Source organism: Pseudomonas sp. HN2, assembly GCF_020736465.1.
In the GTDB taxonomy this organism is placed as follows: Bacteria; Pseudomonadota; Gammaproteobacteria; order Pseudomonadales; family Pseudomonadaceae; genus Aquipseudomonas; species Aquipseudomonas moraviensis_A.
The window spans coordinates 4,889,039-4,912,505 of the sequence record NZ_CP085885.1 but is presented as its reverse complement, the minus strand read 5'-3'; the positions used below and the strand labels follow the sequence as shown (position 1 = coordinate 4,912,505).

Genomic DNA, 23,467 nt, shown 5'->3' with positions numbered 1-23,467 from the left:
CATGGCTCTACTGCAGATCGCCGAACCCGGCCAAAGTCCTCAACCGCACCAGCGTCGTCTGGCTGTGGGGATCGACTTGGGTACTACCAATTCGCTGGTCGCTGCGCTGCGCAGTGGTCTCTCCGAACCGCTGGCCGACGCCAACGGGCAGGTCATCCTGCCGTCCGCCGTGCGTTATCACGCTGACCGCGTCGAAGTCGGCGAGTCGGCCAAGCTCGCTGCATCCTCCGATCCTCTGAATACCGTGCTGTCGGTCAAGCGCTTGATGGGTCGGGGTCTTTCCGACGTCAAGCAACTGGGCGAGCAACTGCCGTACCGCTTTGTCGGTGGCGAATCGCACATGCCGTTCATCGACACCGTGCAAGGCCCGAAAAGCCCGGTCGAAGTGTCCGCCGATATTCTCAAGGTCCTGCGTCAGCGTGCCGAAGCGACCTTGGGCGGCGAGCTGGTTGGCGCGGTGATCACCGTTCCTGCCTACTTCGACGATGCGCAGCGTCAGGCCACCAAAGATGCCGCCAAGCTCGCCGGTCTGAACGTGTTGCGTCTGCTCAACGAACCGACCGCTGCCGCTGTAGCGTACGGTCTGGATCAGCACGCCGAAGGTCTGGTGGCGATATATGACCTGGGCGGCGGTACTTTCGATATTTCCATTCTGCGTCTGACTGGCGGCGTCTTTGAAGTTCTGGCCACTGGCGGCGACAGCGCGCTGGGCGGCGATGACTTCGATCATGCGATTGCCGGCTGGATCATCGAGAGCGCTGGCCTGTCCGCCGATCTCGATCCGGGCGCACAACGCAGTCTGCTGCAAACCGCTTGTGCGGCCAAAGAAGCCCTGACCGACGCGGCCAGTGTGGAAGTGGCTTACGGCGACTGGAAAGCACAACTGACCCGTGAAGCATTCGATGCGCTGATCGAGCCGATGGTCGCGCGCAGCCTGAAAGCCTGCCGCCGCGCCGTTCGCGATTCCGGCATTGAGCTGGAAGACGTCCACGCCGTGGTCATGGTCGGCGGTTCGACCCGCGTGCCGCGTGTTCGTGAGGCCGTGGCCGAAGCCTTCGGTCGTCAGCCATTGACGGAAATCGACCCGGATCAAGTGGTGGCCATCGGGGCCGCGATCCAGGCCGATACCCTGGCTGGCAACAAGCGTGATGGTGGTGAGCTGTTGCTGCTCGATGTGATTCCGCTGTCCCTTGGGCTGGAAACCATGGGCGGTCTGATGGAGAAGGTGATTCCGCGCAACACCACCATTCCCGTCGCCCGCGCTCAGGATTTCACCACTTATAAAGACGGTCAGTCGGCCATGGCGATCCACGTCTTGCAGGGCGAGCGCGAGCTGATCAGCGACTGCCGCTCGCTGGCGCGCTTCGAATTGCGCGGCATTCCGGCGATGGTGGCCGGTGCGGCGAAGATTCGCGTGACCTTCCAGGTCGACGCCGACGGTCTGCTCAGCGTGTCTGCCCGTGAATTGGGCTCGGGCGTTGAAGCGAGCATTCAGGTCAAGCCGTCCTACGGCCTGACCGACGGCGAAATCGCCAAGATGCTCAAGGATTCGTTCCAGCACGCCAATGACGACAAGGTCGCCCGCGTTCTGCGCGAGCAGCAAGTCGATGCCCAGCGCCTGCTCGAAGCCGTGCAGGGTGCGCTGGATACCGATGGCGAGCGTTTGCTCGACGCCGAAGAGCGCATGGTCATCGAACTGCAAATGCAGGAACTGGCCGAACTGATGAAAGGTACCGATGGTTACGCCATCGAGCAGCAGACCAAGCGTCTGTCGCAAGTGACCGATGCTTTTGCTGCCCGCCGCATGGATCTGACGGTGAAAGCCGCTCTGTCGGGGCGCAACCTGAATGAAATCGAGGATATCTGATGCCGCAGGTCATTTTTCTGCCCCACGAGAAGTTCTGCCCTGAAGGCATGGTGGTCGAGGCTGCGCCCGGCACATCGATTCTCGAACTGGCCCACGAACACCACATCGAGATGGAAAGCGCCTGCGGCGGTGTCTGCGCCTGCACCACGTGCCACTGCATCATCCGCGAGGGTTTCGACTCGCTGGAAGAGGCTGACGAGCTGGAAGAAGATTTCCTCGACCGTGCCTGGGGCCTTGAAGCGCAATCGCGTCTGGCCTGTCAGGCCATCGTCGGTGAGGAAGACCTCACCGTCGAGATTCCGAAATATTCGCTTAACCATGCGGCCGAAGCGCCGCACTGACTGGTAAGACTGTCATGAGCTACGGTTGGAATGATGTTCAACGCATTGCCGAAGAGCTGGCCGAGGCCCACGAGGGGCTCGATCCATACTCTGTAGGTTTTGTCCGTCTGCAGCAGATGATCCTTGAGCTGCCTGACTTCGATGCTACTTCTGGCCGGGTCGGCGAGAAGGTGCTTGAAGCGGTTCAGGAGCTTTGGGCCGCAGAATCGGACTGATCGTCTCGCAGGTTAGGCAATACCCAAGAACCCGCGTATAATTCGCGGGTTTAATTTTTCGCAAATTACCGTTTCTGGAGTTACACCATGGCTGTTCAACGTACTTTCTCCATCATCAAGCCTGACGCCGTTGCTAAAAACGTGATCGGCAAGATCACCACTCGCTTCGAAGACGCTGGCCTGCGCGTTGTAGCTTCGAAACTGAAGCAACTGTCCAAAGCCGAAGCCGAAGGCTTCTACGCTGAGCACAGCGAGCGCGGTTTCTTCGGTGACCTGGTTGCTTTCATGACTTCCGGCCCGGTTGTCGTTCAGGTTCTGGAAGGCGAAAACGCTATCGCTCGCAACCGTGAGCTGATGGGCGCTACCAACCCTAAAGAAGCTGCTGCCGGCACCATCCGTGCTGACTTCGCTGAATCGATCGACGCCAACGCCGTTCACGGTTCGGACTCCGAAGCTGCTGCCGCTCGCGAAATCGCTTACTTCTTCGCAGCTACTGAAGTAACCACTCGCTAAGCATTGCTTGCAGAGTGAAGGTGAATCCATGACTACATCGACTGTTAAAACAAACCTGCTGGGTCTGACCCAGCCGGAAATGGAAAAATTCTTCGACTCAATCGGGGAGAAGCGTTTCCGTGCCGGTCAGGTAATGAAATGGATTCACCACTTTGGCGTCGATGATTTCGATGCCATGACGAACGTCAGCAAAGCCTTGCGCGACAAGCTCAAGGCTATTGCTGAAGTACGTGGTCCGGAAGTGGTCAGCGAGGACATCTCCAGCGACGGCACCCGTAAATGGGTGGTGCGCGTGGCGTCCGGCAGCTGCGTCGAGACCGTGTACATTCCCCAGGGCAAACGCGGCACCTTGTGCGTTTCGTCCCAGGCAGGCTGTGCCCTGGATTGCAGTTTCTGCTCCACCGGCAAGCAAGGCTTCAACAGCAACCTCACCGCCGCCGAAGTCATCGGTCAGGTGTGGATTGCCAACAAATCTTTCGGCAGCGTCCCGGCCACCGTCGACCGCGCCATCACCAACGTGGTGATGATGGGCATGGGCGAGCCGTTGCTGAACTTCGACAACGTCGTCGCCGCCATGCATCTGATGATGGATGACCTCGGCTACGGGATCTCCAAGCGCCGCGTGACCCTGTCCACCTCGGGTGTGGTGCCGATGATCGATGAGCTGGCCAAGCACATCGACGTATCCCTGGCGTTGTCGCTGCACGCACCAAATGACGCATTGCGTAACCAATTGGTGCCGATCAACAAGAAATATCCGCTTAAGATGCTGCTCGAGTCGTGCCAGCGCTACATGTCCGCCCTTGGCGAGAAACGTGTGCTGACCATCGAGTACACCTTGCTCAAGGACGTCAACGACAAGCTTGAGCACGCGGTGGAAATGATCGAGCTGCTCAAAGACATCCCGTGCAAGATCAACCTGATCCCGTTCAACCCGTTCCCGCACTCCGGGTACGAGCGGCCGAGCAACAATGCCATCCGCCGCTTCCAGGATCAGTTGCATCAGGCCGGCTTCAACGTCACCGTGCGCACCACTCGTGGTGAAGACATCGATGCCGCATGTGGTCAATTGGTAGGGCAGGTGCTGGATCGCACCCGTCGCAGCGAACGTTACATCGCCGTGCGCGAGTTGAGCGCCGACAGCGATCTGGCACAGAACGCCGCGAACACTAACTAAGAGAGGATCTCTATGTCCCTGCGCTTTGCGCTGCTGTTGCTGTTGGCCAGCCTGTGCGCTGGTTGTGTCCTGTCGGGTGACTACAACCCGATGAAGACCAGCAAGGGCCGCGATGAAGCGCGGGCTGCCTACGTGCAGCTGGGGCTGGGCTACCTGCAGCAGGGCATGACCGAGCGGGCCAAGGTGCCCTTGAAGAAAGCGCTGGAGCTGGACGGATCAGACCCTGACGCCAATGCGGCCCTCGGTCTGGTGTTTCAGGCCGAGATGGAGCCTGCACTGGCCGACGAGCACTTTCGCAAGGCCCTGTCTTCCCGTCCCGCCGATGCGCGCATCCTCAACAACTACGGCAGTTTTCTCTACGAACAACAACGCTACAAGGAAGCCTACGAGCGTTTTGAACAAGCGGCCGCCGATACCCTGTATCCTGAGCGTTCGCGGGTCTTCGAAAACCTCGGCATGACCGCCGCCAAGCTGGGCCAGCGTGATCTGGCGCAGCAACAGCTGGAAAAAGCCCTGCGCCTGAACCGCCAACAACCACGCGCATTGCTGGAAATGGCTGAGTTGTCCTTCGAAGACAGGCATTATGTGCCCGCGCGTGACTATTACGACCGTTTCAGCCAGCTGACCGAACAAAATGCACGTAGTCTATTGCTCGGCGTTCGGCTGGCAAAAGTGTTTGAAGATCGCGACAAGGCAGCCAGTTACGGTCTGCAATTAAAACGACTCTATCCCGGTACGCCGGAATATCAGCAATACCTGTCGGAGCAATGATGAAAGCGGCGCATCCCGAAGTTGTAGCAGCGAATCGCGTTAATCCCGGTGAGACCCTGCGCCAGGCCCGCGAAAGCAATGGCTGGTCGCTGGCCGAAGTGGCCCTCAAGCTCAACCTCACCGTGACGTCCCTGAGCAATCTTGAAGCCGGCGCTTTCGACAAGCTGCCGGGGCATACCTTCGCTCGCGGTTACATTCGCGCCTATGCCAAATTGCTCGGCATGGACCAGACCGTTCTGGTTCAGCAATTCGACCAGTCCACCGGCACGGACTCCCAGGGCAGCAACGTTCACGCCCTTGGCCGGATCGAAGAGCCGGTGCGCGTTTCCCACACCATTTTGCGTATCGTCAGCCTGTTGCTGCTGATCGCGGTCATCGGCGGCGGTTTCGTCTGGTGGCAGGATCAGACCTCGCAGCGCACCCGCGATCTGACCAGCCTCGCGCCGGAGCACGTCGAAGTCGAAGGCGCTGACGGCACCACGCAGATTCACCCGATCGACGAGCCGGAAGATCAGGCTGTCGCTGAAAATCAGGCCGACAATTCGACTTCGCTGGCCTTGCCGCAGTCGGAAACCAGCGCTGAATCCACCGGTGCCGAATCTGCTGCGCCAGCGACCGAGCCAGCTGCCCCGGCAGTTGCGCCAAGCGCACCGGCACAGACGCCTGCGCCAGTGGTGGCGGCTCCGGCCACTCCAGCGCCGAATGTCCCAGCGACACCTGCCCCGACCGCGCCGGTTGCTCAGGCGCCAAGCGCTGAAGCAGCTGCGCCGGTTGCCGGCGAAGGCCAGGTGCAGTTGCAGTTCACCGGCGATTGCTGGGCACAGGTGACCGATGGCCGTGGCAAAGTGATTTTCAGCGGCCTGAAGCATAAAGGCGACAGCGTGAGTGTTTCCGGCAAGCCGCCGCTCGCTGTACGTCTGGGCGTTGCCCGCGCGGCACAGGTCAGCTACAACGGCCAACCGGTCGATATCGCTCCGTTCACCAGTGGCGAGACTGCTCGCCTGAAGTTGGGTCAATAAGTCATGCACGGCGAATCTCCAATCAAACGTCGCGAATCGCGCAAGATCTGGGTCGGCAACGTACCGGTGGGCGGCGACGCGCCGATCGCTGTGCAGAGCATGACCAACAGTGACACCAATGACGTGGCCGCGACCGTGGCGCAGATCAATCGTCTGGAAGCTGCCGGCGTCGACATCGTTCGCGTCTCGGTACCGGACATGGACGCCGCCGAGGCGTTCGGCAGGATCAAGCAACTGGTCAAAGTGCCGTTGGTGGCCGACATTCACTTCGACTACAAGATCGCCTTGCGCGTGGCCGAGCTGGGTGTCGACTGCCTGCGTATCAACCCGGGCAACATCGGTCGCGAAGACCGCGTGCGTGCCGTGGTCGATGCGGCCCGTGATCGCGGCATTCCGATCCGCATCGGCGTCAACGCCGGCTCCCTGGAAAAAGACCTGCAGAAGAAATACGGCGAGCCGACCCCGGCCGCATTGGTCGAATCCGCGCTGCGCCACGTTGAGCACCTCGAACGCTTGAATTTCCAGGACTTCAAAGTCAGCGTGAAGGCCTCCGACGTGTTCATGGCCGTCGAAGCCTACCGTTTGCTGGCGAAAGAAATCGTTCAGCCGTTGCACCTGGGTATTACCGAAGCTGGCGGTTTGCGTTCGGGCACGGTGAAATCCGCCGTGGGCCTAGGTATGCTGCTCGCCGAAGGGATTGGCGATACTATCCGCATCTCGCTGGCGGCCGATCCGGTCGAGGAAGTGAAGGTCGGTTACGACATCCTCAAGTCTTTGCATCTGCGTTCCCGTGGCATCAACTTCATCGCCTGCCCGAGCTGCTCGCGGCAGAACTTCGATGTGGTCAAGACCATGAACGAGCTGGAAGGGCGCCTTGAAGACCTGCTGGTGCCGCTGGATGTCGCGGTCATCGGTTGCGTGGTCAACGGCCCCGGCGAAGCCAAGGAAGCCCATATCGGCTTGACCGGCGGCACGCCAAACCTGATTTACATCGACGGCAAGCCGTCGCAGAAGCTGACGAATGACAATCTGGTGGACGAGCTGGAAAAGCTGATCCGCCAGAAAGCGGCCGAAAAGGTCGAAGCTGACGCTGCCGTTATTGCGCGCGGCTGATCGAACGAATTAAGGAAATTTTGTGAGCAAGTCTCTGCAAGCCATTCGTGGCATGAATGACATCCTGCCCGAACAGACCCCGCTGTGGCGTTATTTCGAAGGCACTGTGGCGCGTCTGCTGGATAACTACGGTTACAAGCAGATCCGCATGCCGATCGTCGAGTTCACCGAGCTGTTCAAACGCTCGATCGGCGAAGTCACCGATATCGTCGAAAAAGAGATGTACACCTTCGAAGACCGCAATGGCGACTCCCTGACCCTGCGTCCGGAAGGCACCGCGGCCTGCGTGCGCGCAGTGCTCGAACACGGCATCACCGGCGGCGGTCAGGTGCAGAAGCTCTGGTACATCGGCCCGATGTTCCGCCACGAGCGTCCGCAGAAAGGCCGCTATCGCCAGTTCCACCAGATCGGTCTGGAAGTGTTCAACCTCGACGGTCCGGACATCGACGCCGAGCTGATCATCATGACCTGGCGCCTGTGGGGCGAGCTGGGCATCCGTGATGCGGTCAAGCTCGAACTCAACAGCCTCGGCACCAGCGAATCCCGTGGCCGCTATCGTGAAGCGCTGGTCGAGTACCTCTCGGCGCACCACGACAAGCTCGACGAAGACAGCCAGCGTCGCCTGAAAACCAACCCGCTGCGCGTGCTCGACACGAAAAATGCCGACACCCAGGCCGTGCTGGTCGATGCGCCGAAAATGGCCGATTACCTCGACGACGAGTCCCGTGCTCACTTCGAAGGACTGAAGGCGCGTCTGGATGCCGTCGGCATTCCTTACGTGCTCAACCCGAAACTGGTGCGCGGCCTCGATTACTACAGCAAAACCGTTTTCGAATGGGTCACCGACAAGCTCGGCGCCCAGGGCACCGTGTGCGCGGGCGGCCGTTACGACGGTCTGGTCGAGCAGATGGGCGGCAAGCCAACCCCGGGCGTGGGTTTCGCCATGGGCATCGAGCGCCTGGTCCTGATGCTCGAAACCCTCGAGCAGATCCCGGAAGAAATTTCCCGTCAGGTCGACGTCTACCTCTGCGCCTTCGGTGAAGAAGCCGAGCTGGCCGGTCTGGCCCTGGCCGAACGGGTTCGCGATCAACTTCCAAACCTGCGCCTGCAAGTCAATGCCGGCGCCGGCAGCTTCAAAAGCCAGTTCAAGAAGGCCGACAAGAGCGGTGCGCTGTACGCATTGATCCTCGGTGACGACGAAATGGCCCAGCAAGTGGTAGGTTTCAAACCCCTGCGTGGCCAGGGCGAACAACAAAGCATTGCCTGGGATGCGCTCGCCGCTCACCTGGCCACCTGCGTCGTGCAGGGTTGAAGCTGTCTTAACAGCCGATTTAGCGATTAAGGAGTATTGGGGTGTCGAGTACCGAAGACGAACAGTTGGCGGATTTGAAGGACTGGTGGACACGCAACGGCAAACCTCTGGTCACCGGCGGCCTGTTGGCGCTGGTCATCGTGTTCGGCTGGCAGGCTTATCACAAATACCAGAGCAACCAGTCGCAAGGCGCCTCGGTGCTCTATCAGCAATTGCTGGAAACCACCCTGACGCCTGACGGCAAGCCTGATGCCGCCCGTGTTGCGGATCTGGCCGGCAAGCTCAACAGCGAATACGGCGGTTCGGCCTACGCGCAGTACGGCAGCCTGTTCGTCGCCAAAGTAGCGGTCGACAGCGGCAAGCTGGACGACGCGGCAACCGAACTCAAAGCCATCGTCGACAAACCGGCCAACCCGGCGCTGGGCGAAATCGCCCGTCAGCGTCTGGCGCAGGTGCTGGGCGCGCAGGACAAGGCCGAAGACGCCTTGAAACTGCTCGACGGCGATGCCGACAAAGCGTTCCTGGCCACTCGCGAAGAACTCAAGGGCGACCTGCTGGTGCGCTTGGGCCGTACCGATGACGCGAACAAGGCGTATCAAAAAGCCAAGGCGGCACTGTCGGATGAAGCGGCGGTCGGTGGCCTTCAAATCAAGCTCGACGACCTGGCCAAAGGGGATGCGTGACGTGATCCGTTGGAAGCATGCAGCATTGCTGGCTCTGGCCCTTCTGGCCGCGGGTTGCAGCAGCAACAGCAAGAAAGAATTGCCACCGGCCGAACTGACCGACTTCAAAGAAGAAGTGGTTCTGCACAAGCAGTGGAGCCGCTCGATCGGTGACGGTCAGGGCGAAACCTACAACATGCTGGTGCCGGCGATCGACGGTGACACCATCTACGCCGCTGATGTCACTGGCGTGGTGATGGCGCTGGATCGCAGCAACGGCGACGTGAAGTGGGACCAGGATCTGGAACTACCTGTCTCCGGCGCCGTTGGCGTGGGTTACGGTCTGGTACTGATCGGTACCCTGCGTGGCGAAGTTGTCGCGCTCGATACCAGCAATGGTGAAGAGAAGTGGCGTGCCCGCGTCAACAGTGAAGTCCTCGCGCCGCCGGCCAACAACGGCGACGTGGTGGTTGTACAGACCCAGGACGATCGTCTGATCGGTCTGGACGCTGCCACTGGCAACCAGCGCTGGGTGTATGACAGCACCCCGGCGGTCCTGACCCTGCGTGGCACCAGTGCTCCGCTGGTGACCAATCGTCTGGCGGTAGCTGGCCTGTCGACCGGTAAAGTGGTCGCTCTGGATATCACCAACGGCGTGCCGGTGTGGGAACAACGCATCGCCATTCCACAGGGACGTTCGGAGCTGGAGCGCGTGGTCGACATCGACGGCGGTCTGCTGTTGTCTGGCGGCACGCTGTACGTCGCCAGCTATCAGGGTCGCGTGGCGGCACTGGACCTGGAAAGCGGTCGCCAACTGTGGCAGCGCGATGCGTCGAGCTACGCCGGTATCGCTCAGGGTTTCGGCAGCGTCTACGTGAGCCTGTCCTCGGGCACCGTCGAAGGCGTTGACGAGCGATCGACCACTGCACTGTGGAGCAATGACTCGCTGGCTCGCCGTCAACTGTCGGCGCCGGAAGTGTTCTCCAGCTACGTAGCTGTGGGTGACCTGGAAGGTTATCTGCACCTGCTGAGTCAGGTCGACGGTCGTTTCGTCGGCCGTGAGCGCATCGACAGCGATGGCCTGCGTGCCCGTCCGCTGGTGGTGGGCGACACGATTTATGTGTATGGCAACAGCGGCAAACTGGAAGCCCTGACCATCAAGTAACAACTATGCTTGGGGTTCATCCCCAAGCGGCCCTGCATCAGCAGGGTTTTGCAGCGCCCCCGGGTGTTGCCCCGAGCACCAGCCGCTGCCTCGCAGCGGCTTTTGTATTTTCTGAAATAACGCAGTGGAGAGCCGCATGGTTCCCGTAATCGCCCTGGTGGGCCGACCGAACGTCGGCAAGTCCACCTTGTTCAACCGCCTGACCAGGACTCGTGACGCCATCGTCGGCGACCTGTCCGGTCTGACCCGTGATCGCCAGTACGGTGAGGCCAAGTGGCAAGGGCGTTCCTACATTCTGATCGACACCGGCGGTATCTCCGGTGACGAACATGGTATGGACGAAAAAATGGCCGAGCAGTCGCTGCTGGCCATCGAAGAAGCCGATGTGGTGCTGTTTCTGGTAGATGCCAAGGCCGGTTTTACCGCTGCCGACCAGATGATCGCCGAGCATTTGCGCAAACGTAACAAGCGCTCCCACGTGGTGGCCAACAAGGTCGACAACATCGACCCGGAAATGGCCCGCGCCGAGTTCGCCCCGCTGGGCATGGGCCACGCGATCCCGATCGCTGGCGCCCACGGCCGTGGCATCACGCAATTGCTGGAAGCCGCCCTGAGCGAATTCCCGCGCGATGACGACGAGCCGGCTGAAGGTGAAGAGGAAGAAGTCGTCGCCGAAGGCGAGGAAGCCAAGCGCATTCCTGGCCCGAGCGAAAAAGACGGGATCAAGATCGCCATCATCGGCCGGCCGAACGTCGGCAAGTCGACCCTGGTCAACCGCATGCTCGGTGAAGACCGGGTTATCGTTTATGACCAGCCCGGCACCACCCGCGACAGTATCTACATTCCGTTCGAGCGCAATGAAGAGAAGTACACGCTGATCGACACCGCTGGTGTGCGCAAGCGCGGCAAGATCCACGAAGAAGTCGAAAAATTCTCCGTGGTCAAAACCCTGCAGGCGATCAAAGACGCCAACGTGGTGATCTTCGTCATGGACGCCCGCGAGGGTGTGGTCGATCACGACTTGAACCTGCTGGGCTTCGCGATCGAATCCGGTCGTGCGCTGGTCATCGCGATCAACAAGTGGGACGGCATGACGCCGAGCGAGCGCGACTTCGTCAAGGTCGAGCTGCAGCGCCGGCTGTTCTTCGTTGACTACGCCGACATCCACTTCATCTCGGCGCTGCACGGTACTGGCGTGGGCAACCTCTACGCCTCGGTGCAGAACTCGTTCAAGTCCGCGGTTACCCGCTGGCCGACCAACCGCCTCACCCAGATTCTGGAAGATGCGGTAGGCGAGCACGCGCCACCGATGGTCAACAACCGCCGGATCAAGCTGCGTTACGCTCACCTGGGTGGCGCGAACCCGCCGATCATCGTGATCCACGGTAACCAGATCGAGAAAGTGCCGAAGTCGTACGTGCGCTATCTGGAAAACACTTACCGCCGTGTACTGAAGCTGGTCGGTACGCCGATCCGCATCGAGTTCAAGGGCGGCGAGAACCCGTACGAAGGCAACAAGAACACGCTGACCGACCGCCAGGTCAACAAGAAGCGTCGCTTGATGTCGCACAACAAGAAAGCCAGCAAGAAGCGCCGCGACAAGAAGTGATTGACTGTCTGGAGTGGGACTTTTGTGGCGAGGGAGCTTGCTCCCGCTGGATCGCGAAGCGATCCCGAAGCCTGCAACCGTAGTCGTTCAGACAGAACGCATCGGGCTGCTTTGCGACTGCTGCGCAGCCGAGCGGGAGCAAGCTCCCTCGCCACAGAGTTCGGTGTGCTGGCAAAGAAGAAGGGCGCCGTTCAGGCGCCCTTTTTTTATGAGCGCCGGATGGGCTATCCTCGGGCTCTCCCGCGCCGTCGTCAGAGCCGGGTGTTGAGCAGAGAACCCCCGATGATCACCAGCAAGCTGCCGAATGTCGGCATCACTATTTTCACGCAGATGTCTCAGCTCGCGGCGCAGACCGGCGCGATCAACCTGTCTCAGGGTTTCCCGGATTTCGACGGGCCGCAGTCGCTGCGTGATGCGGTCGGGCGGCATATCGCCAGTGGCCATAACCAGTATTCGCCGATGACCGGATTGCCGGCGTTGCGTGAGCAGATCGCAGCGAAGATCTCGCGCAGTTATGGCGTGAATGTCGATGCCGATCACGAAGTGACGGTGACGCCCGGTGCGACTCAGGCAATCTTCTGCGCGATTCAGGCAGTTATCCACAGCGGCGACGAAGTCATCGTGTTCGATCCGTGCTACGACAGCTATGGACCGGCCACGGAGTTGGCGGGTGGCCGTTGCGTGCATGTGCAACTGAACCCGGACGATTTCACCATCGATTTCGACCAGCTCGCCGCGGCCCTGAGCCCGCGCACGAAAATGATCGTCATCAACACCCCGCATAACCCGAGCGGCGCATTGATCAGCCGCGACGAGCTCGATCAACTGGCGGCGTTGATCCGTGATCGCGACATCTACCTGATCAGCGACGAAGTCTACGAACACCTGGTGTTCGACGGCGTACCGCATGTCAGCGTGCTGGCCCATGAAGAGCTGTATCAGCGCGCGTTCGTGGTCAGCTCGTTCGGCAAGACTTACCACGTCACTGGCTGGAAAACCGGCTACGTCGTCGCGCCGCCGGCCCTGACGGCCGAGCTGCGTAAAGTGCATCAGTACGTGAGTTTCTGTGGCGTGACACCGCTGCAATACGCGCTGGCCGACTACATGGCCGAGCACCCGGAGCACGTTGAAGAGTTGCCGGGCTTCTATCAGGCCAAGCGCGATCTGTTCTGCGATCTGCTCGCGCCGTCGCGCTTCAGCTTCACCCGGGTCAGCGGCACCTATTTCCAGCTGGTCGATTATTCGCAGATCCGTCCCGATCTGAATGATGTCGACATGGCCATGTGGATGACCCGCGAGCACGGTGTCGCGAGCATTCCGGTGTCGGTGTTCTACCAGAATCCACCGCAAGGCCAGCGCCTGATACGCCTGTGCTTTGCCAAACGCGAGGAGACGCTGCGTGAAGCGGCGGCGAAACTATGCGTGATCTGAGTACATTGCCAGACCTGACCCTGGCGCTGATCCAGACGAGCCTGGCCTGGCATGATCGCCGGGCCAACCTCGAGCATTTCGAGCTGTTGCTGGAGCAGGCCCGTGGCGCCGATCTGATTATCCTGCCGGAGATGTTCACCACCGGGTTTTCCATGGAATCGGAAACCCTCGCCGAGGCGGAAAACGGGCCGACCAGCAAATGGCTGCGGATGCAGGCAGCGAAGTTCGATGCGGTCATCACTGGCAGCGTGATCATTCAGGCGGCTGACGGCAGCCATCGTAACCGCCTGCTGTGGGCACGGCCGGACGGCGAAGTGCTGCATTACGATAAGCGCCACCTGTTCCGCATGGCCGGCGAGCACAACCATTACACCCCGGGCGAGCGTCAGGTGCAGTTCGAACTCAAGGGCTGGCGGATTCGTCCGCTGATCTGCTACGACCTGCGTTTCCCTGTGTGGAGCCGGGATGCGCAGGACACCGATCTGCTGCTGTACACCGCGAACTGGCCGGGCGCACGGCGTCTGCACTGGAATCGCTTGCTGCCGGCGCGTGCGATTGAAAACCTCTGCTACGTAGCGGCGGTGAATCGGGTGGGCAGCGATGGCAAGGGCTTCGCGTATACCGGTGACAGTCAGGTGCTGGATTTCCAGGGCGAAACCTTGCTGGCGGCGGGGGAGGCGGATGGCGTGTTCAAAGTGATTCTGGAAGCTGCGCCGTTGGCTGCCTATCGGGAGCGCTTTCCGGCGAACCTGGATGCCGATACCTTCCAGTTCACTTGAAAAGCAAAAGATCGCAGCCTTCGGCAGCTCCTACATTGGGACGGCGAACATCCTGTAGGAGCTGCCGAAGACTGCGATCCTTTGATCTACTACAAAAAAGGCCCCGGAGTTTGCACTTCGGGGCCTTTCGTATTTCAGCGGTCGATTACGCCGCTTTCGCTTCAGGCTGGCTCAACGAGCGGTTCAGTGCGCTGAACAGCGCCTTGAAGCTGGCGGTGGTGATGTTTTCATCGATACCCACGCCGTGCACTGCACGCTCGCCATTCACACGCAGCTCGATGTAGGCCGCTGCTTTGGCGTTGGTGCCGGCGCCGATTGCGTGTTCGTTGTAGTCCATGATTTCCACCGGAATCGGCAGGCCGGCGACCAGGGCTTCCAGTGCGCCGTTGCCCTTGCCGCGCCAGTGCAGGTTGGTTTCGCCCTGGCCTTTGCTGGCCACTTCGACTTCGACGGCGCTGTTGCCGTTTTCTTCCTGCAGGCGATGGCTGACCAGTGCATACGGGGTGTTGGCTTGCAGGTATTCGCTGATCAACAGCGAGTGAATCTGCTTGGCGGTCATCTCCAGGCCCAGGCGATCGGTTTCACGCTGCACGACCTGGCTGAATTCGATCTGCATGCGCCGTGGCAGGCTGATGCCGTATTCCTGCTCCAGCAAGTAAGCGATGCCGCCCTTGCCCGACTGGCTGTTGACGCGGATCACCGCCTCGTAGCTGCGGCCGATGTCGGCCGGGTCGATCGGCAGGTACGGCACTTCCCACAGGGTGTCCGGTTTCTGCTGGGCGAAACCCTTGCGGATCGCGTCCTGGTGCGAGCCAGAGAACGCGGTATGCACCAGATCGCCAACGTACGGATGACGCGGGTGCACCTGGATCTGGTTGCACTCTTCGACGACCTTGCGCACGCCATCGATGTCGGAGAAGTCCAGCTCAGGATCGACGCCTTGGGTGTACATGTTCAACGCTACGGTGACGAGGTCGACGTTACCGGTGCGCTCGCCGTTGCCGAACAGGCAGCCTTCGACCCGGTCGGCGCCGGCCATCAGGCCCAGCTCGGTAGCAGCGACGCCGGTGCCACGGTCGTTGTGGGTGTGCAGGCTGATGATCACGCTGTCACGACGGTTGATGTTACGGCCGAACCACTCGATCTGGTCGGCGTAAACGTTCGGCGTCGCGCATTCAACGGTAGCTGGCAGGTTGAGGATCATCTTGTGCTCAGGCGTCGGGTTCCACACCTCGATCACGGCGTCACAGACTTCCTTGGCGAATTCCAGCTCGGTGGCGCTGAAGGTTTCCGGCGAGTATTCGAAGGTCCACTCGGTGTCTGGCTGCATGGCTGCGTATTTGACGAACAGCTTGGCGGCATTGACCGCGATGGCCTTGATGCCGTCCTTGTCCTGGTTGAAGACGATGCGCCGGAAAGAAGGCGAGGTGGCGTTGTACAGGTGGACGATGGCTTTCTTCGCCCCGCGCAGGGATTCGAAGGTGCGTTCGATCAGGTCTTCACGGCCCTGGGTCAGCACTTGAATGGTGGTGTCGTCCGGGATGTGGCCTTCCTCGATCAGCGTACGCACGAAGTCGAAGTCGGTTTGTGAAGCGGCCGGGAACGACGCTTCGATTTCCTTCACGCCCACCTGCACCAGGGTTTTCCAGAAGCGCAGCTTCTTCGCCGCGTCCATCGGTTCGATCAGCGACTGGTTGCCGTCACGCAGGTCGGAACTGCACCAGATCGGCGCGGCGTCGATGGTTTTCGACGGCCAGGTGCGATCCGGCAGGTTGATGACGGGAAACGCGCGGTACTTCGAAGACGGGTCTTTGAGCATGCTCATCGGGAAATTCCTTGTTGTCTGGGCCGAATAGAGGCGGCCTGCCGGTTGAACGAATGTTCTTGGAAAAGCGTGGGACGAGGCGCAGCGATTCAGCCTGGCAGTCGTGCGCTGACGAGGCACAGGCTGCGGTGCTGGCGAAGCTGAATGAGGGTGTGAGAGGTTTTCATGGCTTCAACCCTAACCGCGAGGGGAAAGGATGGCAAGCAGTCGGAAAAAATTGAGAGGAATACCCGGAAAGAGAGTTTTTGCGGGATTTTATTGCGCTGAATTCCGCTGATCGTTGTGATATTTGCGCGAGGTTTGATTGGGGCGCAATTGAGATCGATGGGGTGTCAGGGGTGTTTGAGTACAGCATAAGCCGCCATCGCGAGCAGGCTCACTCCTACAGTTGATCGTGTTCACAACACCAGTCCAATGTAGGAGTGAGCCTGCTCGCGATGAGGCCAGCGGCCTCAACACAGTATTCAGGGTTGGAAAGCACCAACGAAAATCGCCGGATCCACCCGCGCATCATTCAGGCTGACATTCCAGTGCATATGCGGCCCGGTCGCCCGACCAGTCGCGCCCACTTTGCCCACCACCGCACCGCGGGCCAGTTGCTGGCCGTTTTTCACATCGATCTTCGACATATGGCAGAACATGCTGATGAATCCCTGGCCATGATCGACGAACACCGTGTTGCCATTGAAGAAGTAATTGCCGATCAAAATCACCTTGCCCGCCGCCGGGGTCTTGATCGGCGTGCCCGCCGGCACTGCGAAATCCAGTCCGGCATGAGGGTTACGCTCCTCGCCATTGAAGAAGCGGCGCACACCGAACTTGCTCGACAGCGGCCCGTTGACCGGTTTGTCCAGCAGCAGATTGCTCGGCGTGTTCGGGCTGAAACTGCGGTAAGCCGCGATCTGTTCCGCCAGTTCACCCTCGATGCGCTTGAGGTTGTCGGCGTTAGGGTTGACCTGCTGTTTGTTCTTCAGGGTGATGTGCTGTTCCGGGTATTTCTTGCTGCCGACGGTGAAGGGCAGATTGCGCCCAGCGCTGCTGATCTGCTGCCCACCGGGCTTGACCGTGAGCGGTACGCCTACGATCGCCAGCCAGTTGTTCTGCTCCTTGACCACCAGCACCGGTTTGCCTTGATAGGTGGCTTTCGGCGCCTGCGCGGCGGTGCCCAGATCCACCACGGCGACGCCGCCTGGTACCGGTTTGTTCAGCAGCCGAGTGATGTAACTGTCGGCGTGGGCGTTGAAGGTCAGGCAGAGCAACAGCAGTGGAGCCAGAAAACGCGGCATGGATCAGTCCAGTAAAGAAAGGGTGACGGGCGTCAGGTGATTGTCCTCGACGCGCACTTGCAGTTCGCCTTCGCCCAGCCTGGCTTTCAGACGCTGGCCGGTGTGAGTCTGTGCAGCGTTGCGAATCGCGTGGCCGCGCTCGTCGAGCAAAATGCTGTAACCACGACCGAGGGTCGCCAACGGGCTGACCACATGCAGGGTCTGCATCTGACTGTGCAATTGCTGTCGGCGCTGTTTCAGGCCATCACGCATGGCGCGGGGCAGACGTTCGGCGAGACTTTCGAGGCGCTGACGGAGCATCGCCAGTTGGCGCCCCGGATGTTGCCCGGCGAGGCGGGTTTCCAGACGGATCAGGCGTTCGCGGCGGGTATTGAGACTGCGCTCGAAGGCACGACGCATGCGCATGTCCAGATCGTCCAGACGCTGGGCCTGCTGGCGCAGACGTTCGCCGGGATGCCGCAGCCGCCGCGCCATGCCCTCCAGCCGCAGGCGATCACGCATCAAGCGATCACGCATGCGCATTACCAGGCGGCGATGCAGGCTCTCGACCTGACGGATCAGATGGCTGGAATCCGGGGCGAGCAGTTCGGCGGCGGCCGAGGGTGTCGGTGCGCGGACGTCGGCAACAAAGTCGCTGATCGACACATCGGTTTCATGGCCGACGGCGCTGACGATCGGCGTGACACAGGCATCGACCGCGCGGGCCACGGCTTCTTCGTTGAAGCACCAGAGGTCCTCCAGCGAGCCGCCGCCACGGGCCAGGATCAGCGCGTCAAAGCCACGGGCATCGGCCATTTTCAGCGCGCGGACAATCTGCGCGGTGGCCTCGCGGCCCTGCACGGCGGTGGGAATCAGGGTCAGTTGCACTTGCGGCGCACGGCGGCGGAATACGCTGATGATGTCGCGAATCACCGCGCCGGTCGGCGAGCTGATGATGCCGATGCGTTGCGGATGCGCGGGCAGCGGCACCTTGCGTTCGGCACTGAACAGGCCTTCGGCGCTGAGCTTCTCCTTCAGTGCATCGAAGGCCAGACGCAACGCACCGTCACCGGCCGGCTCGACGGTGTCGAGGATCAGTTGATAGTCGCCGCGGCCTTCGAACAGCGAAACCTTGCCGCGCACCTTGACCGCCAGACCGTCCTTCAGTGCCTGGCGCACGCGGGCGGCGTTCTGCCGGAACAACGCGCAACGCACCTGCGCGCCGCTGTCCTTGAGAGTGAAGTAGACGTGGCCGGACGCCGGGCGCGCCAGGTTGGAGATTTCGCCTTCGACCCAGATGTTGCTGAACACGTCTTCAAGCAACACCCGCGCGCGGCCGTTGAGCTGGCTGACGGTCAGGACTTCACGGTCCAGGCCAAGTCTTGCAAAGGGATCTTTAATCATGGGGCGCAGTTTAAAGGCATTTGCCCGTCAATCACCACCGATCCACTGTAGGAGTGAGCCTGCTCGCGATAGCGGTGAGTCATTCAAAGCTGTTGTCGACTGACACACCGCTATCGCGAGCAGGCTCACTCCTACAGGGGAATGGTAGAGTCAGCGCGGTCTTATAAGGGATGCGGACAATGAGCATGATGGAGCTGTTGGGCACATGGTCGTGGGGCGCTGGCGGTTGGGCGGTGATCGGGCTGGGCATTGCGCTGGCCTACATCGTGTTCGGCATCGCCGGTTTCGGCACGGCGCTGGTGGCGGGGCCGATTCTGATCCTGTTCATGCCGTTGTCGAAAATCGTTCCGCTGCTGGTGCTGCTGGATTTCGTCGCGGCATTCGGCAATCTGCTGCCCTCGCGGCGGGACGTCGCCAGGCCGGAATTGCTCAGGCTGCTGCCGTGCATGGCGATCGGCTGCACGCTGGGGGTGATCTTCCTGCTGAATCTGAAATCCGATCTGTTGCTGTTGTTGATGGGGCTGTTCATCAGCGCTTATGCGATCTACAGCCTGTGGGTCAAAGCCCGGCCGACGCAGTTGTCAGCGGCGTGGGCGGTGCCGATGGGCACGGTCGGCGGGTTGTTCGGCGCTTTGTTTGGCAGCGGCGGGTTTCTCTATGCCATTTATCTGAACAGTCGTCTGCCCAAGGAAGCGGCGCGGGCCACGCAAAGTGCGCTGATCAGTTGCAGCACGGTGGTGCGTTTGAGCCTGTTCGCCATCGCCGGTGTATATGCCGAGCTACCCTTGTTGATGCTGGCCCTGTGTCTGCTACCGGCCATGGCGCTGGGCTTGTGGATCGGCCGGCGGCTGACCATGAGGTTGTCGCGCGAGGCATTTGTGCGGCTGGTGACCTGGCTGGTGCTGGTCAGCGGGATTGCCTTGATCGTGCGCTATTTCAGCACTTGACCGGATTTCTTCAGGGATTAAGCTGCCGGCCGCAGTTTCCCTGTAGGAGTGAGCCTGCTCGCGATAGCAGTGCATCAATCAAAATTGGTGCGTCTGACCCACCGCTATCGCGAGCAGGCTCACTCCTACAGGGGGATCCCGGTATTTTCAGCAGGCTCGACCATGAACACGCAAAGCATCATCGTCCCGAAAATCTCCACCTTGCCGGTGCACGAACCCCGGGCGCGGGCGATCGTGCGCTGGCTGGTGCGCAAGAACATCATCGAAGAACAGCTGACCACCTGCGGCCGCACCGGCAACCGCATGGCCCACGCCATCGCCGAGGGTGCCCGCGCTGTCGTTCTGCACCCCGAAGCGCTGCCGTTCGGCGAGCCGATCAATGGCCTGGAGATCGTCACCAAACGCTGCATCTACACCCCGGCCAAGGGTTTTCTCGAAGAGGCCGGTTGCGCCGAGTGCCGCCGCGAAGTGGGCGAGGCGCTGTTCGAAAGCCTCGAAGACTGGTTTCCAGGACGCACCGACAATTTCACCTGCCCTGAATGCGGGCATGAAGACGACATCAACGGTTTCCTGTTTTTGCAGGAATGCGCGTTTTCCAACCTCGGTTTCATTTTCAATAACTGGCTGGAGGCGGGGTTCAAGCAGAGCTTTATCGACGAGTTCGCCGACTGGCTCGATCAACCAGTAAGTTGGGTAAAGGTCGAGCTCTGATCCCTGTAGGAGCTGCCGAAGGCTGCGATCTTTTGATCTTGCCTTTGAAAAGCAAAGTCAAAAGATCGCAGCCTTCGGCAGCTCCTACGGAAAGCGGGGTTTTCCATCTATCAATTAGGCTGAGTTTTACATTGAACAGCAGGGGGTGTCTGACTATAATGGCGCGCTTCCATTTTCCCGCTCGGGAGCCCCCGCGATGCTGCGTATCAGCCAAGAAGCTCTGACATTCGACGACATTCTCCTAGTGCCCGGTTATTCCGAGGTGCTTCCCAACGAAGTCAGTCTGAAGACCCGTCTTACCCGTGGCATCGAACTGAATATTCCTCTGGTTTCTGCCGCCATGGACACCGTTACTGAAGCCCGTCTGGCAATTGCCATGGCTCAGGAAGGTGGCATCGGCATTATCCACAAGAACATGACCATCGAGCAGCAAGCTGCCGAAGTGCGCAAGGTCAAGAAGTTCGAAGCCGGTGTGGTCAAGGATCCCATCACCATCGAGGCCGATGCCACGGTGCGTGATCTGTTCGAACTGACCCGTCTGCACAACATTTCGGGCGTTCCGGTACTGCACGATGGCGACCTGGTCGGCATCGTCACCTCCCGCGACGTACGTTTCGAAAACCGTCTGGAAGCCACTGTCCGCGAAGTGATGACGCCTAAAGAGCGTCTGGTCACGGTCAAGGAAGGCGCCGACAAGAACGACGTCCGTGAACTGCTGCACAAGCACCGCATCGAGCGCGTGCTGATCGTCGACGACAAATTCGCCCTCAAAGGCATGATGACCGTCAACGACATCGAAAAAGCCAAAGCCTATCCGCTGGCCAGCAAGGATGACCAAGGTCGTCTGCGCGTTGGCGCTGCGGTCGGCACCGGTAAAGACACCGGTGATCGCGTGACCGCCCTGGTCAACGCCGGCGTGGACGTGGTGGTGGTCGACACTGCGCACGGTCACTCCAAAGGCGTGATCGACCGCGTACGCTGGGTCAAAGAGAACTTCCCTGAAGTGCAGGTGATCGGCGGCAACATCGCCACCGGCGCAGCCGCCAAGGCTCTGGCCGAAGCGGGCGCCGACGCAGTCAAGGTCGGTATCGGCCCTGGCTCGATCTGCACCACCCGTATCGTCGCCGGTGTCGGCGTGCCGCAAATCAGTGCCATCGCCAACGTCGCCGCCGCCCTTGAAGGCACCGGCGTTCCGTTGATCGCCGACGGCGGTATCCGGTTCTCCGGTGACCTGTCCAAGGCCATCGTCGCCGGTGCGTCCTGCGTGATGATGGGCTCGATGTTTGCCGGTACCGAAGAAGCGCCGGGCGAGATCGAACTGTTCCAGGGCCGTTCGTACAAGGCCTATCGCGGCATGGGTTCGCTGGGCGCCATGTCCCAGGCCCAAGGCTCGTCCGACCGTTACTTCCAGGACTCCTCGGCAGGTGCCGAGAAACTGGTTCCGGAAGGCATCGAGGGCCGTGTACCGTACAAAGGCACCCTGAGCGCGATCATTCACCAGTTGATGGGCGGCCTGCGTTCCTCGATGGGCTACACCGGCAGCGCCAACATCGAAGAAATGCGCACCAAGCCCGAGTTCGTGCGGATCACCGGTGCCGGCATGGCCGAATCCCACGTTCACGACGTGCAGATCACCAAGGAAGCGCCGAACTACCGCGTAGGTTGAGGCTTCCACCAAAACGTTAAATCACCGGGGCTGTTCATTCAGCCCCGAGTTGTTTCTGATTCACTACATGAGAATGAGTCATGGCCCTCGACATTCACGCTCACCGCATCCTGATCCTCGACTTCGGTTCGCAATACACCCAGCTGATTGCCCGCCGCGTGCGCGAGATCGGCGTGTACTGCGAACTGCACCCGTTCGACATGGACGAAGATGCGATCCGCGAATTCGCCCCTAAAGGCGTCATCCTCGCCGGCGGCCCCGAGTCCGTGCACGAAGCCAACAGCCCGCGCTGCCCGCAGGCGGTGTTCGATCTGGGCGTTCCGGTGTTCGGCATCTGCTACGGCATGCAGACCATGGCCGAGCAACTGGGCGGCAAGGTTGAAGGTTCCGAACTGCGTGAGTTCGGTTACGCCCGCGTTGACGTGGTCGGCAAGAGCCGCCTGCTCGACGGCATCGAAGACCACATCGACGCCGACGGCCTGTTCGGCCTCGACGTGTGGATGAGCCACGGTGACAAAGTCACGAAGATGCCGGAAGACTTCCACATCCTCGCCAGCACCCCGAGCTGCCCGATCGCCGGTATGTTCAACGACGACCGCGCTTACTACGGCGTGCAGTTCCACCCGGAAGTGACCCACACCAAGCAGGGCGGCCGCATCCTTTCGCGCTTCGTGCTCGACATCTGCGGCTGTGAAGCGCTGTGGACGCCGTCGAAGATCGCTGAAGACGCCATCGCCAATATCCGCGCCCAGGTCGGCACTGACAACGTCCTGCTGGGCCTGTCCGGCGGTGTCGATTCCTCGGTGGTTGCTGCGCTGCTGCACAAGGCCATCGGCGACCAGTTGACCTGCGTGTTCGTTGACAACGGCCTGCTGCGTCTGCACGAAGGCGAGCAAGTGATGGCCATGTTTGCCGAGAACATGGGCGTCAAAGTGATCCGCGCCAACGCTGAAGAGCAGTTCCTCAACAACCTGGCCGGCGAAGCCGACCCGGAGAAGAAGCGCAAGATCATCGGCCGCACCTTCATCGACGTCTTCGATGCCCAGTCGAACAAACTGGAAAACATCAAGTACCTCGCGCAAGGCACCATCTACCCGGACGTAATCGAGTCGGCTGGCGCGAAAAGCGGCAAGGCCCACGTGATCAAGTCGCACCACAACGTGGGCGGCCTGCCGGAAGAGATGAACCTGAAACTGGTCGAGCCACTGCGCGAACTGTTCAAGGACGAAGTCCGTCGTCTGGGTCTGGAACTGGGCCTGCCGTACGACATGGTCTACCGTCACCCGTTCCCGGGCCCGGGCCTGGGCGTGCGCATCCTCGGTGAAGTGAAAAAGGAATACGCCGACCTGCTGCGTCGCGCCGACCACATCTTCATCGAAGAACTGCGCAAGGCCGACTGGTACCACAAGGTCAGCCAGGCGTTCGTGGTGTTCCAGCCAGTGAAATCGGTGGGCGTGGTCGGCGACGGCCGTCGTTACGCCTGGGTCGTGGCCCTGCGTGCCGTGGAAACCATCGACTTCATGACCGCACGTTGGGCACACCTGCCTTACGAACTGCTGGAAACCGTCTCCGGCCGCATCATCAACGAAATCGAAGGCATCTCGCGCGTTACCTACGACGTATCGAGCAAGCCACCGGCGACGATTGAGTGGGAATAATCCCGCTGCGGTTCGAT

The 23,467-nt window shown here is 60.8% G+C and carries 21 protein-coding genes; 18 read left to right on the top strand and 3 right to left on the bottom strand.

All coding sequences use genetic code 11. The features are described from left to right. Position 1 precedes the first annotated feature (1 nt). The 14 genes from hscA (at position 2) to LIS66_RS21600 (ending at position 13,974) form a co-directional block, all read left to right on the top strand. Positions 2-1,867, top strand: a complete 1,866-nt coding sequence (hscA, locus tag LIS66_RS21665; RefSeq protein WP_227973018.1) for a Fe-S protein assembly chaperone HscA — start codon at positions 2-4, stop codon at positions 1,865-1,867. Beyond that, complete coding sequence (gene fdx, locus LIS66_RS21660) at positions 1,867-2,208, top strand: ISC system 2Fe-2S type ferredoxin (RefSeq protein WP_016773327.1); 342 nt, start codon at positions 1,867-1,869, stop codon at positions 2,206-2,208. The genes hscA and fdx overlap by 1 nt, the downstream gene beginning before the upstream one ends. A gap of 14 nt (positions 2,209-2,222) precedes the next feature. After that, entirely contained in the window at positions 2,223-2,423 is a 201-nt protein-coding gene (gene iscX / locus LIS66_RS21655; protein WP_042608340.1) for a Fe-S cluster assembly protein IscX, read from the top strand. 87 nt (positions 2,424-2,510) lie between these two features. Beyond that, positions 2,511-2,936, top strand: a complete 426-nt coding sequence (gene ndk / locus LIS66_RS21650; protein ID WP_024014216.1) for a nucleoside-diphosphate kinase — start codon at positions 2,511-2,513, stop codon at positions 2,934-2,936. Between the two features lie 28 nt (positions 2,937-2,964). Further along, positions 2,965-4,113 (top strand): 23S rRNA (adenine(2503)-C(2))-methyltransferase RlmN, encoded by a 1,149-nt coding sequence (gene rlmN / locus LIS66_RS21645; protein ID WP_024014215.1) that lies wholly within the window; start codon positions 2,965-2,967, stop codon positions 4,111-4,113. 12 nt (positions 4,114-4,125) lie between these two features. Beyond that, the gene (gene pilW / locus LIS66_RS21640) at positions 4,126-4,884 is read left to right on the top strand and encodes a type IV pilus biogenesis/stability protein PilW (protein ID WP_042608339.1); all 759 of its coding nucleotides are present in this window, start codon (positions 4,126-4,128) and stop codon (positions 4,882-4,884) included. Then, on the top strand, positions 4,884-5,903 hold the full coding sequence (locus tag LIS66_RS21635; protein ID WP_065616635.1) for a RodZ domain-containing protein: 1,020 nt from the start codon (positions 4,884-4,886) through the stop codon (positions 5,901-5,903). The genes pilW and LIS66_RS21635 overlap by 1 nt, the downstream gene beginning before the upstream one ends. Before the next feature lie 3 nt (positions 5,904-5,906). After that, positions 5,907-7,016: a flavodoxin-dependent (E)-4-hydroxy-3-methylbut-2-enyl-diphosphate synthase gene (gene ispG, locus LIS66_RS21630; RefSeq protein ID WP_042608337.1), complete on the top strand. Its 1,110-nt coding sequence runs from the start codon at positions 5,907-5,909 to the stop codon at positions 7,014-7,016. 22 nt (positions 7,017-7,038) lie between these two features. Further along, positions 7,039-8,328, top strand: a complete 1,290-nt coding sequence (hisS, locus tag LIS66_RS21625; RefSeq protein ID WP_042608336.1) for a histidine--tRNA ligase — start codon at positions 7,039-7,041, stop codon at positions 8,326-8,328. A 41-nt stretch (positions 8,329-8,369) separates the two neighbouring features. Further along, positions 8,370-9,011 carry a tetratricopeptide repeat protein gene (locus tag LIS66_RS21620; RefSeq protein ID WP_016773334.1) on the top strand — a complete coding sequence of 214 codons (642 nt, stop codon included), beginning with the start codon at positions 8,370-8,372 and terminating at the stop codon, positions 9,009-9,011. Next, a complete protein-coding gene (gene bamB / locus LIS66_RS21615) occupies positions 9,004-10,155 on the top strand; it encodes an outer membrane protein assembly factor BamB (RefSeq protein ID WP_064364339.1) in 1,152 nt (383 codons plus the stop codon). The genes LIS66_RS21620 and bamB overlap by 8 nt, the downstream gene beginning before the upstream one ends. 136 nt (positions 10,156-10,291) lie before the next feature. After that, positions 10,292-11,764 (top strand): ribosome biogenesis GTPase Der, encoded by a 1,473-nt coding sequence (der, locus tag LIS66_RS21610; RefSeq protein ID WP_024014210.1) that lies wholly within the window; start codon positions 10,292-10,294, stop codon positions 11,762-11,764. Positions 11,765-12,046: 282 nt separating this feature from the next. Continuing rightward, positions 12,047-13,195, top strand: coding sequence for a pyridoxal phosphate-dependent aminotransferase (locus LIS66_RS21605; RefSeq protein ID WP_227973017.1), 1,149 nt, complete (start codon positions 12,047-12,049; stop codon positions 13,193-13,195). Next, positions 13,183-13,974 (top strand): amidohydrolase, encoded by a 792-nt coding sequence (locus LIS66_RS21600; protein ID WP_227973016.1) that lies wholly within the window; start codon positions 13,183-13,185, stop codon positions 13,972-13,974. The genes LIS66_RS21605 and LIS66_RS21600 overlap by 13 nt, the downstream gene beginning before the upstream one ends. Positions 13,975-14,119: 145 nt before the next feature. Here LIS66_RS21600 and leuA read toward each other — a convergent pair whose 3' ends face one another. The 3 genes from leuA to xseA form a co-directional block, all read right to left on the bottom strand. Next, positions 14,120-15,799, bottom strand: coding sequence for a 2-isopropylmalate synthase (gene leuA, locus LIS66_RS21595; RefSeq protein ID WP_042608332.1), 1,680 nt, complete (start codon positions 15,797-15,799; stop codon positions 14,120-14,122). Between the two features lie 464 nt (positions 15,800-16,263). After that, positions 16,264-17,085, bottom strand: a complete 822-nt coding sequence (locus LIS66_RS21590; RefSeq protein WP_227973015.1) for a peptidoglycan DD-metalloendopeptidase family protein — start codon at positions 17,083-17,085, stop codon at positions 16,264-16,266. Positions 17,086-17,088: 3 nt separating this feature from the next. Further along, complete coding sequence (gene xseA / locus LIS66_RS21585) at positions 17,089-18,468, bottom strand: exodeoxyribonuclease VII large subunit (RefSeq protein ID WP_042608330.1); 1,380 nt, start codon at positions 18,466-18,468, stop codon at positions 17,089-17,091. A gap of 179 nt (positions 18,469-18,647) precedes the next feature. Here xseA and LIS66_RS21580 point away from each other — a divergent pair, with 179 nt between their 5' ends. The 4 genes from LIS66_RS21580 to guaA all read left to right on the top strand — a co-directional run bounded on the left by LIS66_RS21580 (position 18,648) and on the right by guaA (position 23,450). Continuing rightward, positions 18,648-19,415: a sulfite exporter TauE/SafE family protein gene (locus tag LIS66_RS21580; protein ID WP_227973014.1), complete on the top strand. Its 768-nt coding sequence runs from the start codon at positions 18,648-18,650 to the stop codon at positions 19,413-19,415. 162 nt (positions 19,416-19,577) lie between these two features. Next, positions 19,578-20,126: a hypothetical protein gene (locus tag LIS66_RS21575; protein WP_064364344.1), complete on the top strand. Its 549-nt coding sequence runs from the start codon at positions 19,578-19,580 to the stop codon at positions 20,124-20,126. A 196-nt stretch (positions 20,127-20,322) separates the two neighbouring features. Beyond that, positions 20,323-21,792, top strand: a complete 1,470-nt coding sequence (gene guaB, locus LIS66_RS21570; RefSeq protein ID WP_016773343.1) for an IMP dehydrogenase — start codon at positions 20,323-20,325, stop codon at positions 21,790-21,792. Between the two features lie 80 nt (positions 21,793-21,872). Continuing rightward, on the top strand, positions 21,873-23,450 hold the full coding sequence (gene guaA / locus LIS66_RS21565) for a glutamine-hydrolyzing GMP synthase (protein ID WP_042608327.1): 1,578 nt from the start codon (positions 21,873-21,875) through the stop codon (positions 23,448-23,450). The last annotated feature ends 17 nt before the right edge of the window (positions 23,451-23,467 follow it).